Origin of the sequence: Fusibacillus kribbianus (assembly GCF_030053595.1) — a bacterium.
Lineage (GTDB): Bacteria > Bacillota > Clostridia > Lachnospirales > Lachnospiraceae > Lientehia > Lientehia kribbiana.
This window is the reverse complement of the sequence record NZ_JASGBQ010000007.1, coordinates 1-12,983: the sequence shown is the minus strand read 5'-3', so window position 1 is coordinate 12,983 and position 12,983 is coordinate 1. Positions and strand designations below refer to the sequence as shown.

The 12,983-nt window shown below is 43.2% G+C and carries 12 protein-coding genes and 1 pseudogene; 1 reads left to right on the top strand and 12 read right to left on the bottom strand.

Annotated features, from left to right (window positions below; genetic code table 11):
- Window positions 1–54 precede the first annotated feature (54 nt).
- The 8 genes and pseudogenes from QJ036_RS05940 to QJ036_RS05900 all read right to left on the bottom strand — a co-directional run bounded on the left by QJ036_RS05940 (window position 55) and on the right by QJ036_RS05900 (window position 8,183).
- On the bottom strand, window positions 55–1,113 hold the full coding sequence (locus QJ036_RS05940; protein WP_283230531.1) for a transglutaminase domain-containing protein: 1,059 nt from the start codon (window positions 1,111–1,113) through the stop codon (window positions 55–57).
- 6 nt (window positions 1,114–1,119) lie between these two features.
- Window positions 1,120–2,442, bottom strand: coding sequence for a sodium-dependent transporter (locus QJ036_RS05935; protein ID WP_283230530.1), 1,323 nt, complete (start codon window positions 2,440–2,442; stop codon window positions 1,120–1,122).
- A gap of 136 nt (window positions 2,443–2,578) precedes the next feature.
- On the bottom strand, window positions 2,579–3,133 hold the full coding sequence (locus tag QJ036_RS05930; protein ID WP_283230529.1) for a DUF3877 family protein: 555 nt from the start codon (window positions 3,131–3,133) through the stop codon (window positions 2,579–2,581).
- Between the two features lie 39 nt (window positions 3,134–3,172).
- Window positions 3,173–3,475 (bottom strand): DUF3784 domain-containing protein, encoded by a 303-nt coding sequence (locus tag QJ036_RS05925; protein WP_283230528.1) that lies wholly within the window; start codon window positions 3,473–3,475, stop codon window positions 3,173–3,175.
- A gap of 389 nt (window positions 3,476–3,864) precedes the next feature.
- Window positions 3,865–4,902, bottom strand: a complete 1,038-nt coding sequence (locus QJ036_RS05920; RefSeq protein WP_283230527.1) for a metallophosphoesterase — start codon at window positions 4,900–4,902, stop codon at window positions 3,865–3,867.
- A gap of 9 nt (window positions 4,903–4,911) precedes the next feature.
- Window positions 4,912–6,066, bottom strand: coding sequence for an amino acid permease (locus QJ036_RS05915; RefSeq protein WP_283230526.1), 1,155 nt, complete (start codon window positions 6,064–6,066; stop codon window positions 4,912–4,914).
- Between the two features lie 738 nt (window positions 6,067–6,804).
- Window positions 6,805–7,332, bottom strand: a pseudogene (locus QJ036_RS14220) (GNAT family N-acetyltransferase); the annotation flags it as partial.
- A gap of 29 nt (window positions 7,333–7,361) precedes the next feature.
- Window positions 7,362–8,183: a hypothetical protein gene (locus tag QJ036_RS05900; RefSeq protein ID WP_283230525.1), complete on the bottom strand. Its 822-nt coding sequence runs from the start codon at window positions 8,181–8,183 to the stop codon at window positions 7,362–7,364.
- 328 nt (window positions 8,184–8,511) lie between these two features.
- Here QJ036_RS05900 and QJ036_RS05895 point away from each other — a divergent pair, with 328 nt between their 5' ends.
- On the top strand, window positions 8,512–9,351 hold the full coding sequence (locus QJ036_RS05895) for a helix-turn-helix domain-containing protein (protein WP_283230524.1): 840 nt from the start codon (window positions 8,512–8,514) through the stop codon (window positions 9,349–9,351).
- A 207-nt stretch (window positions 9,352–9,558) separates the two neighbouring features.
- On the opposite strand, the gene QJ036_RS05890 is transcribed toward QJ036_RS05895, so the two are convergent.
- From QJ036_RS05890 to QJ036_RS05875, 4 genes are all read right to left on the bottom strand, one after another.
- Entirely contained in the window at window positions 9,559–9,867 is a 309-nt protein-coding gene (locus tag QJ036_RS05890; RefSeq protein WP_283230523.1) for a type II toxin-antitoxin system RelE/ParE family toxin, read from the bottom strand.
- Window positions 9,868–9,870: 3 nt separating this feature from the next.
- Window positions 9,871–10,119 carry a type II toxin-antitoxin system prevent-host-death family antitoxin gene (locus tag QJ036_RS05885; protein WP_283230522.1) on the bottom strand — a complete coding sequence of 83 codons (249 nt, stop codon included), beginning with the start codon at window positions 10,117–10,119 and terminating at the stop codon, window positions 9,871–9,873.
- A 99-nt stretch (window positions 10,120–10,218) separates the two neighbouring features.
- On the bottom strand, window positions 10,219–11,268 hold the full coding sequence (locus tag QJ036_RS05880; protein WP_283230521.1) for a hypothetical protein: 1,050 nt from the start codon (window positions 11,266–11,268) through the stop codon (window positions 10,219–10,221).
- A 182-nt stretch (window positions 11,269–11,450) separates the two neighbouring features.
- Window positions 11,451–11,807 (bottom strand): hypothetical protein, encoded by a 357-nt coding sequence (locus QJ036_RS05875; RefSeq protein WP_283230520.1) that lies wholly within the window; start codon window positions 11,805–11,807, stop codon window positions 11,451–11,453.
- Between the last annotated feature and the right edge of the window lie 1,176 nt (window positions 11,808–12,983).

Here is a 12,983-nt window from a genome sequence, read left to right as displayed (position 1 = left end):
TTGTTTCTGTATATTTGCCTTTATTGTATCGGATTATCCCATCCGTAAAAGCCCTTATTCCGCTTCTTCCACGTTTTGCGGCATATCCCCTTCTGCCAGTTCCGGATTCTGTTCCTCCACCACGATCTGATTTTCCGGAACCGAAGCTTCAAAGGAAATCCGCAGTACCGCCTGAGGCCAGTTAAGCGACAAAAGTGCATATTTTCCCTGTTTTTCCGCCTCTTCCTCCAGGATCGCCAGAAGCTCCTTAAGAACCTCTTTTGTCAGATAACCGCCCCGCCACTGAAAAACGAATTCCCGTCCCTTCTTTGCCGCCTGGGCGCTCCGCTTCCTCACATCCTCATACTTCGTGAAAGTTAATTTTTTCTCCCGATAATAGCTGTGAGCCCCGTCATCACAGACCGGCACCTTCCAGATCACCGGCTCGTGATCCCGAAAAATCTGCCCATCGCTGAGATTATAATAATCGTAACGGATTCCATGCTCTTTGCTGATGGTATTGTCGAAAGTCGCGTCGAGATGGTAATAGGTTCCGCCCAGCCTGACAACATTCCAGGCATGGCGGTATTTGATGCCCTTCTCCGGATTCGAACCGGATAAAGCGATCATACACCAGATGCCAAGGGTATCACAGAGGATCTTAACTGCCTTTGCGATCCCCTCGCACACTCCTACTCCCTGACCAAGAGGGCCGATGATCTCATGGGAATAAGCCTTTTTCAGCTTGTCATAGCGGACATTCTGACAAATAAAATCATGGATAAAAAGCTCTTTTCCCTTTTCATCCAGCTTTTCTGCCTGTCCTGCCAGCTTCCTCACTCTGGCTTCCATGGCCTTCTGATGCTCCATGATCTTATTTTTCTTAAAAAGATAATCCGGCATCAGCTCCACATTTTCCGAATCCGGATAATACCGATAGCGAAAGCCAGAGGTCCAGAATATCTCCGGATGGTCCAGCCGAAGCCGGAAATATATATCATTCAGTTCTCCGGTCTCCAGCCATGGTACCGGAAAAGACGGTGCCAGCGAACAAAGCCCGGTCCTCATGGCCTGATAGGCTTTCTGCTGTCTTTTGTCCATCTGATTATAGTAATAATTGTTTTCTTTCATCATGATCGATCAGCCGATCCCTCCCAGTACGATACCCAGGATCAAAACCAGGAAGCAGACCGGACAGAATACATATTTACAGAGGGGATAGAACATCTTTCCCACCGGCTTTTTCCTTCCCAGATTGACCTGCTCCTCCACATATCGCTTTCCGCACACCCAGAAGAACATGATTGCTGCAAGTCCGGCGCCGAGGGGGCAGATATAAATGGAAAGCACGTCCATCCATCCGGAAACAATTCCCTGGATACAAACAGCAGCAGCTCCGCTGAAAATGCCCACAACTGCACAGGCTGAAACGCGTCCCAGGCCAAATTTTTCCTGTACAGTGGCAATCGGTGCCTCATACAGATTGATCAGTGACGACATACCGGCAACCAGTACCGCCACAAAAAAGATCATTGCCACCACAGTGCCGCCCGGCATGGATCGAAACAGATTGGGAAGGAAGATAAACATAAGCCCCGGGCCGCCCTGATTCAGCCGGGTTCCTGTCGTTGCCATGGCCGGAATGATCACCAGTGCCGCCAGAATTGCCGCTATCGTATCAAATAAAGCCACCCGCGCTGCCGAAGCTGGAATATCCTCCTCGTCTGACAGATAGGAGCCATAGATCAAAGTTCCGTTTCCTGCAATGGACAGAGAGAAAAACGCCTGTCCAAGAGCATAGATCCAGGTAACCGGATCGGCCAGAGCCTTAGCATCCACCCGAAAAATATACCGGTAACCCTCCACCGCCCCCGGCTGGAAAACCACATAAACGCCGAGCACAACAAACAGGAAAAAGAAGATCGGCATCATGATCTTATTGGCCTTCTCAATTCCTTTTCCCACACCAAACATCAGAATAATCATGCCGATGGCAAGGGCTCCCAACAGCCAGCCATTATTTCCAAAAGCGGAGGCCATGGTTCCGAACGCAGCTGCGAAGCCGTCTATGTCCTGCGGGGCCAGCGTTGTCCCCATAAAGGCTCCCACTGCATACCTGAGAATCCAGCCAAGCACAATGGTATAGCCGATTGCCATGGCCAAAGACCCCAGCACCGGAATAAGGCCAATACCTTCTCCCAGCTTCCGCTTTCCTCTCCGCCCACAGGCAGAACCAAAGGCATCCACCGGGCCCGATCTGGTCGCACGGCCAAAGCTCATCTCACCGATAATACCGGTCGAACCGATCAGCACAACAAAAATCAGATAGGGAATAATAAAAGATCCGCCTCCATAAAGAGAGACTCTGGTCGGAAACATCCAGATATTTCCCATTCCCACTGCCGATCCGATACAGGCAAGAATAAATCCCCATCTGGAACGAAAAGCTTCCCGTTTTTTCATTTTTACCCCCCCCCACGCTCAAAGCTATTATTCCATACTCCTGTTTTTTTCCGATACATGGACGCATCCGCCCTGCTCAGCAAGTTCCACTTCACTGTTGCTTATGATAGCTTCCCCGCTGCCTCTTCCTGCCATGTTATGACCCTGGACTTATGATTGCTCGGTAATCCGCCTCCGTAAACCGATGATAAATGGTATGTCCCATTTCCATCCGGATACAGTAATGCCAGGGATCCGGCTTTTGATCAGGAAAATACAGTACGTAGTCAAAATCAGCTCCCGGCTGCATCTTTTCACAGACATAATGTTCATTGAACGCCGCAAAGCATGTGCAGATCTCGTCTATGGTCAAATGATGATGTTCCTGAAACAGCCCGATCATACTTACCAGAAACGGCGGATCCGGCACAGACTCATGCACATAAGCGGCACCTTCTGCAGGGATCCGCACCTCCATCCTTTCCCCTTTACAAAGAAAAAAACGGATGTGGCCCAGCACCGTTTCATCGAAACTTTTGTCACTCTCCAATATGGAAAGCAGCTTTGCCCCGTTCATCGGTTCCGTCCGCAGCAGCTGACACAAAGACTCCACCGGAAAATACAGCCTTGTAGTCTCTTTTGCGAATCCCAGCTTAAGCTGGATCTCCTTTATCTGTTCAATCACATTTTCAATCAATTGAGTCTTATCCATTTGACAAAATCGTCCCTCACTTTTCATCTGGCCTGTTCTTCACTGATTATACCGGATTCCTGCATAGATCAGCATTCCAAGTCCCACCAGAAAACCGACTAAAAACGCAATCATACTCCATTTTGAACCAGTGATCCCCACCAGCACGCCGCTGATCAGGCTTCCCGCGCCCATCACCGTCACACCTTTTCCCGAAACTGCACAAAAAGCCTTCTTGTCCTCCTCCGATACTTTATCATAATGATATTGATGAAGGAGCGAAATTCTTTCTTTTTTCCATAATAAATAACCGAGTACGAGGAAGAGGGCACCTATTGCACCAAGAATAATCGCCACAACCATATTCCCCGTCCCCCCTCTGCCCAAACAGGCAACATCCATTTCTCCATTTACAAAGCCAATTCCATTCAGCTCTGATTTTATTATAGCAGGAGTCTTTGTTTCTGACTATACCAAGAATCCTCGTAGTACAGTCATTTTTCTTCTAAGGAAAAAATCATTTCTGCCATGTACATTTTTTTGAAGAAGCAGGCAAACCATAATAAAGAGATCGGTCAGTTGGATTATGGCAGTTATGCTGAGGGAAAGAGTCTGAAGTAAATACTGCTGAACACGGACGAGGCCTATGACCGGATGAACCGGATTACAGAAACCAATGCCTTGATCTGAGCAACAAAGCAGCTTTTATGGAATTTTGATTTGTTAAAATCCAAAGTATAACACTTTACACACTACAAACCGGCTGTTTTTTCTTTCACTCCTCTGACCCTTGTCGACACCACCGCCCCAAGGGGTACCATTTTGATATCCACGCTTCCGTTCACTTTCCTCGTAATAAGCGTTCCGCCTCGCTGTATATAGCTTTTCTTTATGCCCTTGTAACCAAGGTAATCGATTGACATTCCATAAGTCATCTGAATGCCCTTATATATGAGCGACAATGTATTTAAGTGATCATGTCCGCAGAACATCCACTTTATCACACCATTCTCTGCTGCCCTGTCAAAAAATGTTCCCTCATACTTTGAAATACCAAAATACTCATTCTTCTCGCCAACACTGCCATGCCGGTAGAGGACACTTTTGTCACCGAGCTTCATTTTTTCATATGCCTCTTTAAATTCCCGAAGCGGCATATGAAAAAATGCCATAGCCTTTATATCCGGATCCTGCTGTTTCAGTGCATTAAGACGCTCCATACACCAATCGACCTGATCCTCTTTAATACAGTCAAACCCACTGTAAAACCAGCCGCCCTCTCTGTACATATTGGAATCAAGCATAACCAGCGGGAGAAGCACTTTCCCGGAATTATCAACTAATTCGATAAGAAAGTTTCCCACACCTGTAAGAGCCCTCCTGCCTTCTGTGAATATGCAATACTTTCCTTTTTTAAACAGTTGTGCCAATTCTTCCTTATTGCAGGTCGATCCCATTTCACAATCATGATTGCCAAAAACCAGCGTATAAGGGATTTGAAAACCATCCAGAAACGCCATCAGCTTCTTTGCCTGTTTGCGGTTGTTCAAGGTCCCTGCCTTTGGTAAAAACGGAAATACAGAATCCCCGGTCAGCACTATCATATCCGGTCTGGATCTTTTTATAATTATCCGTACAGCATCCAGCGCAAGCCTGTCCCTGCCCTTCGATATAAGCCCAAAGCCCAAATGCAGGTCCGTCAGCTGCAAAATTCGAAAATCCCTGTCTGCCGGTATTCTCACCTGAAAGGTTTCATCATCTATCTGTCTTATCTTATCTGAACTATACACAAAAGCCTCCTAGCTTAACGGAATGAGGGATCCCACAGCCGACACGATCGTTGAAGCAACCATAAGTACCTGAAAAGGCACACTTCCTATCACACCGCAAATCGGACTCGCGCCGGCTTTTCGTCTTGATTTGCCATAGGTAAGCACAAGCATGATACTGACCAAAATCACAACACCACTCATGATCCGTGTCAGAATAATAAAGCTGTTTACTCCAAAAACGGCAAACAGGATACATGGAATCGTGGCAGCAAGCCAGCTCAAACGGTTTCCAATGCCGACCTGCTCATGGACCACATCACGCAGAGCCAATGTATTTGACCAGAAAGTAGTCAGCAATGCAAACAGCGAGAAAATTCCAGCCAGGATAACTGCCCATTTTCCGATACTCTCACCAAGCTGCATATATGCGAGCTCCTTATTGATTTCCCCCTTTGTCCCAAGCAGCACCGTCATTGTCACGATCAATACAAACACAGAGGAGAGACCGAAGCCGATGAATATTGACTTTCTTATCTTGCCGGGATTCCCATCAAGTCCCTTTACCACCTGAATTACTGCCTGATTCGCTGAAGTTGCAAACACTACCATGCTGTAAAGTGCGAGCAGATTGTTCCAGTGAAACGTCGCCGTATACAGTGCATTTACCGGACGCATAAATGTTCCGGCTGTCATGACCGCCACGATGCCCATGAGAAGTACCACAGCATATTTCTGTGCAATTCCAACTGCCTTCATTCCCATGAACACTATGCTTCCTGCAATAACATAATATACAAGCTGCGCTGACCACAAAGGCATTCCAAACCAGTTTGTGAATATCTGGGCCCCACCATTAATGTTCCCGCTTACACCAAGCATTATCGCCAATCCATACACAACAAATACAATCCAGCTGAATATTTTCTTTGCCGCACCATGGAACAGTTCGCCTTCAAAGCTTTTGACCAGCTGTACTCCTCCGTTATTATAAGACAGCTCTGCGATTATCAGATGCAGAACCACATTAACAACATAAGCAAGCGCCACCATCCATACCACATCCAGCATGCTGTTCTTCGTCGCCAGATAGGGCACCGCAATAATTCCGGTTCCTATACTGTTGCCCACGATCATACTGATTGCCTCAAATGTAGTTAATCTGGCTTCTGATTTGATTTCCATACTCGGTATCTCTCCTGATATTTTGTTTCAGTATAACACGAAAATCCCGGTCAATGCAATTGAGACAGGCAACGTCCCGCAGCATTTTCAGCTCTCAAAACTAAAATCCGCCAATGTTTATTCCGAAATCTTCATCCTCAGCCATTGATCCAAGAAGTTCATCTGTTCATCTGTATGAAACCAGTGTTCCCCACCTTCCATGATCGTCAGTTTCGCAGCTTCTTTCATGGCAAACTCCTGTATGGTATCAATCGACTGCAAATGGTCATTGCTTCCATACAGGATTTCTGTTGGAACATCCCAGCTGATCTTATGATTCCTTACATACTGCAAATAATCCCACGACAGATCTTCGCCAGAATCTACAGGTATTATCTTTCTCTTTTCCAGCTCACACTCACTCGTCCCGGCCCAGTCAATCATATCGGATATCAACTTTTCAAAATCAACGATCGGAGAAATAAAAAATGCTTTATCTATAAATCTGCCGATACCGGCATTCATTGAAAAATACGCGCCAATACTTCCGGCTATCAAAATGATCCTATGATACTTTTCGGATAATTCAGCAGCCTTATCCGCAAACTCCTGTTTCGCCTCCCAGGGATTATCTGATTTATAATCAAATCCATATACATCCGTTCCGGGAAAGAACTGTCTGTAATGCTCTGATTCATCTGCGCTGCCGCCTTTACCATGAATGTATAAGACTACTTCATTTGTTTTCCGTCCGGCCATCCACTCATCCCTGGTAATTTTCGTAAAATGCTCAGTCCTGACATCACCCATTAATACACAGGGCTTATTTTTCTCCGTATGATGATAGGTAAATCCACATTTCTCCTGACACTTTTTAGACTTTTCATTTCCATCATAATATCCACACCACATGGCACTGCAGCCAAGATCAAAAAAAGCATGCTCCTGCAGCCGTCTCACAGCTTCCGGGATCAATCCCCTCCCCCAAAACGGAACTCCAATCCAGTAACCGATTTCAATCTCATCATCGGCCGCCTTTGTATGTGACTGTGCCGGCGGAATCAGCCCAATACTTCCGATTGCACGATTGTCTTCTTTAAGACATACCGCATATGTTTCATCGGCCGATAATACTCCCCTGATAATTTCTCTGCTGTTGTCAACGCTTTTATGTACCGGCCAACCTGCGATCGGTCCAACAGCAGGATCTTTCGCATATTCAAATAAACTTTCTGCATCATCTTCTGTCCACGGACGAAGAAATAATCTATCCGTCTCAAATCTCATATCACTCAAGGCTCCTTTACTTATTACTTTTAATATTCATCATCTTCTATCGCTTCGTCTACTCCATCCGCATAATCGAAATCTGTTTGATATCTGTCCCAGTCGTAGTCACCATTTTCGTATATATCTTCGTAACCATCATCGTACGAATCAAGTTTACCTGGCTTGCTGCTGGATTTCGATCCGATGGATCCATACGGCTCATGTGGATTGTCCCGTTTATCCCATACTTCTGTTACCTTTCCCCGAATGCATCGGGCAGTAAATATCACGCGGCCATCTTTCATAAAGTCATACAGGGTAGCTTTATACTGTTTTCCATTGATAAACTCATGATTTCCTCTGGTTTTCGGAGATGGGCTTCCGATAATTGTATTGGAAATATCGCTTTCCCGCATTCCTACAAACGGAACCCCACTCCTGACCTTCTGCTGATACGCTTTTTCTTCCTCCTCCCGCTCCCTTGTCCTCTCCGCTTCGCAATATGCATCATACTCCGTTTCTACCCGGTTTTTAAATGCAGCCATTTTCTGCTTTCTCTCAACCGGCTGGTTTTCGTACATCCCATATTTTAAATTCTCATATGCTGCTTCCAGGTTTCCGGAATCGTAAGAAATATGCGCTCGGCAATATTCCATGAGTTCATGTGTGTCTTCATAGTTCTCATGCTCGATAACGCTCAATGCATCAATTGCTGCTTCATAGTACTCCTGATCGATCAGATTTCCCGCTTCCGCATATGCATTTTCTACTTCCTGACGATGCGAGTAATCAAGATACATTCCAAAACCAACTGCGAACACAACCGCAATGATACTTAATATGCTCAATACATATTCTTTTTTCATCATGATTCTCCTTTCACAATTGCCCGGCGAATGGCCTTTTACATCATCCGCTTCATGATCAGCCATCTTATTTCAATACAAATAATAAAAAACATGAACATTCAGTCCTTTGATATGTTCATATTTTACACCCCCGGATGTCCAATAAACCTCCCAGATCAAACGTTCCGTCTTTTTTATTGGCTGAAATATTGAACGTAGAATTGTAGAATGAATTTCTTATTTCCAGTCAAACCATGATTTTTTCTCTTGGACTGGAAGTAAGTCTTGCACAAACTCTTTATTTGATTCATGATGATGTTGGTTATCTGTCTGCCAGAAAGGAATACTTATGGCAAGCAAAAAGAAAAAACAACGTCATCTCTCTCTTACTGACAGAACATTTATTGAGCAAGAACTGGTAAAAGGGTCCTCTTTCACTGACATTGGGAAAGCACTTGGCAAAGCTCCTTCTACTATTGCTAAAGAAATAAAACTTCATATGGAAACACGTAAAGCCTCCGGAAGTGCACACGGTTGCAGTAATTGTCGGAATTACAAGGAATGTACGCTTCAACATATGTGTGGCAGCATAACCTGCAAAAGAAAATGTAAGTCGTGCAACCTGTTTCAACATCACCACAATTGCCCTGATGATAACCAGTACACGTGTGATGCTCCATTCAAACCGCCTTACGTCTGTAACGGTTTCGATGAAAGAAACCATTGCCATTTAGAGAAACATTATTATCATGCAGCCAAAGCTCAGGCAGAATATGAAGCCACGCTTACTACTTCACGTCAAGGCATAAATATGACTCCTGAAGAACTTGCCGAACTTGATGCAATACTCTCTCCACTAATAAAGAAGGGTCAGCCGCTTAGTCATATCTTTGCTGTCCATTCTGATGATATCCCTGTTTGCATGAGAACGCTTTACAACTATCTGGATCGGCGTGTCTTTGCAGCCAGAAACATCGACTTACACCGTCGTGTACGCTACAAAAAGCGTCGTTCCGACAGCAAACCAGACAGTAGACACCTTAATCAGTTTTATCGAAATAAGCGGACTTACAAGGATTTTGAATTCTATATGGAGCACCACCCTGATGCTTCTGTAGTCGAGCTTGATACTGTTAAAGGAACTCGTACATCTGGGAAATGTCTTATGACTCTTCTATATTCACAATAAAGCAACCCTATTTCGTGTAATATTTAATATATATTTCCCATTATTCGATTTTGATTGTACAATTGGGATTTCGTCAGGAATATCTTCTGTCAGATTCAGCATCAAAAAGATTAGATAACTTTGCATTTATCTCATTCAAAAGCAAATCCGGTCGTTTAATTTTTTCCATCGCAAATAACGCAACTTGACACGATATTAATTTCATTGTTATTCTCCTAAATCAAAAATTTTCGTAATATCACGATACCGATTCACCACCCGGTAAATCTCCACATACTCTTCTCCAACTTTATATATAATCACATAATTTTCCCAAACCGCATACTTGTAATCTGTTCGGAAACTAACTCTTTTGGAGAGATCTGTACCCATCCCAGGAAACAGTTGAATATTTTCAAATTTACCATAGATTTCCTTTATCGTCTTTGCCGCATATTCTACATTATCCTCGGCAATATAATCACGTATTTCTTTTAAATCTGATGCAACTAATGGGTTAATTCGCAATTTCAACATAGGTTATTCCCCCACAAGTGCTTTTAATTCATCCAAACTGAGCCAACCTTCGCCGTCTTTGACCGCATCCTCTGCCTCCTGCAGTTTCATTAATAGTTTCTTCTCTGCACGATCACGCTCATAATCCTCTATATCAAGTACTACAAAGCGTCCTCTTCCATTTTTTGTCAAAAACACCGGTTCTCCTGTCCGACAATTTTTTAAAACCTCATTATAATTTCTCAAATCAGATACTGGTAAAATGTTCGCCATATAAACCTGTCTCCTTCCTTGATTAACCATTATTATTTCTATCTTTATTATACGCAAAAGAGCTGTAAAATTCAACTTAAAATTTTACAGCTCATGTTTTTATTCTTCGCTTTCCTCACCGTACTCTATGATTTCAGCATCTTCAAAATCGAAAGCATTTTCTTCCTCTGTCACCTCATGATCTGGATTGCTCAGAAGCGTATCCTGCAAAGATGCTTTCAGTTTATCGCAGCAAGGTTTGAAGGATACATAAGTCAATCCACCTCCAATAACCCCTCCAACTACTGGTATTGCATGCTTAAAAAAGCCCGTAAAAACCTCTTTTGTCATTTTGACACCAAACCATTTAGCTACGCTCTTTACTATCGGATATATCGTACCTTTGGTTAATGCTTTTTTCATAAGTTGTTTCTGAACCCCTGAACCAAGAGCTTTCGCTATTGCTTTCAATGCATTATTAGCACTTGCGACTCCATACATGACTCCCAAGCAAAGGGTCAAGATATTCAATGTCTCAGTATCAAATTTTTTTCCTTTTTCTGTAACGTCAATTTCCGGAAATCCATACAAATACAATAATTTTTGCGTTACTCTTAACATATAACCATAATATTGTGCAATATCTGCTGGAATTGTTGCCGCCATAGCAAAGCCGCCAGGTGTTGATAAGGCTGCTGAAATACCTGAAACACAATTTCTCTCATACTTGATAACTTCATCCGCATACTTTTCAATTTCTTTTGTTGTAATTCCCGCATGCGCTGGATTAAATGCTATTGCATCATCTATTGTCTCTTGTGGAAAATCTTTCATAAACTCTCCACGCAGAAACTCCTCTCGTTTGATGCATATTCCCGGTATTTTTAATCCCATGATGATCACGTCTTCAATATCAACTTGACCATCTCCATTTACATCCATAACATTATTTACGATTTCTGTTGATTTATTGACCCCTTCCTTAACCTTTGAAGATGCTTTTTCCACCAATTTATGAGCATTATCTGTTACATTATCTCTTAACTCATTGATTTTATCTTTATCTATTTTTGAAATATTGCTTGCCACTTTTTGAGATGCATTTACTGCTGTTTTTCCTATTTCTCCTGCAATATTACTAATTGAATTTCCCAACTTCTTTAATGCCATTTTCTTGTTCCCCCTTTATGGTATTTTGAATCAATCTATTCATAACATAATCTGTGTTTTTCGCGAAAAGGAACGTTATATAGATTATATCACTACATTTCACAAAAGCTGAACTTGGAATTTCGGATTAGAATTCACACACTCTTTTGGCGGGTCATTCAAGAAAAAACCGCCTGCTTTCATCACAGACGGTTCTGTAACATTTGTATTTTTTTCTTTAATCTCATCCGCTTTTCTGCTTTTCTTCTTCTCCGTTCCACTTCCCTTTGGTATCGGCTCTCAAACGTTGCTTCATCCAGATACTTGTTAAGATCAATCACATCCTTGCAATAAGAAATGGTAAAACGGATATATAACACAAGCAGCCACATTCCGCCAACAAACAGTCCTACCAGGATTCCGTCATAAAATAATCCCTCGAAAAAGCTAAAATCACTTTCCTTGCTTCCTGCCGTGACAAATATCAAACATGTCACATATAACACAATCCATTTGTACTTCCACAAAAGCCTTGCATATCGTTTGATTTTATTCTTCATAGCAAAGACTCCCTTCTATCTTCCATTATACCATTTACAGGTCCAGAATGGAATTCTCTTTCTTTGTTTCTTCAAACAACAACTTCCGTATTTTCATGTTGTGGTAGGATTTCCAGTGGTCGAACAGGTCGCACCAGGCCCCAAAGGACATCCTGGAAATCTCCTGTTCCCGGAGCCCAATCTGCAATCCGATAAAAAGCACCCAACTAAATTCTACTTGGAATTCTCCCCGCTCTTCGTCTCCGGATTCGTTGAACGATGCACCATTTTGGGCGGGTCATTCAAAATTTTCGTATGTAAAAAGCTCATGTGGATCAATGCCTAGTGCTTAAGCGATCTTGAGGCCATCTTCTGCTCTCAGTTCGAGGAGAAAGACTGGTACAGCCAGATCTGCAATGGTGAAAACACTCTGGCAGATGCTCTCATGGATCGCATCTGCTATGACTCCTACAAGATCAACATCGAGTACATCGATAAGACTCAGGACAGATTCATGAGAGAAGTCTACGGTCTTGATCCAGCACAGGCACAGTAACCTATAGGCAGCTTAACTTAGGTGGCTCCGTTAGTCCGGACAGGTGGCTCCCGCCACACCAGACTGGCGGCTCCGCCGCATCGTAATATCCAATGGAGGATAGTGTCAATAGTACTTATAAACCATCGACTTGTCATCGTGTAAAGTTCATTTCAAAAATCAGAAAGTGCCAACATGCAAGCAAGCTTGCAGTTGGCACTTTCTTTATTTTATGACTGTTCTCAGTCCATTTCCTACTCAAACTCGCAAAGTTTGGTTTGATTCTGGTTGTTTTAATATGGTTATCTATACTGTTTTGTATTGATAATATGTGTCTTTTCCACACATTATTTTTCGTTTCACATATTTTTAGTACCATTCCAGTACCATTGCATTTTTTCATTATTGTGTGCAGTTCTGGTGGTTTGCAGGTTGGTTTGCTATTCACAGAATAATATTCTGTCGGTTTGCTTGTCCACCTATGGAAATTATAATCTGCAACCGCTAATTCTGCAATAAGAAATTTTGTGGTACTAATGGTGTTAATGATTTCATGAGCTGTCACCAGACTGCTCACACGAATTGTCATCAGATTGCTTAACTGCCTGTCATAGATAATGGTGGATTCGCCGCCCGAAAACGGGCGGCTGACTTTTACTTAG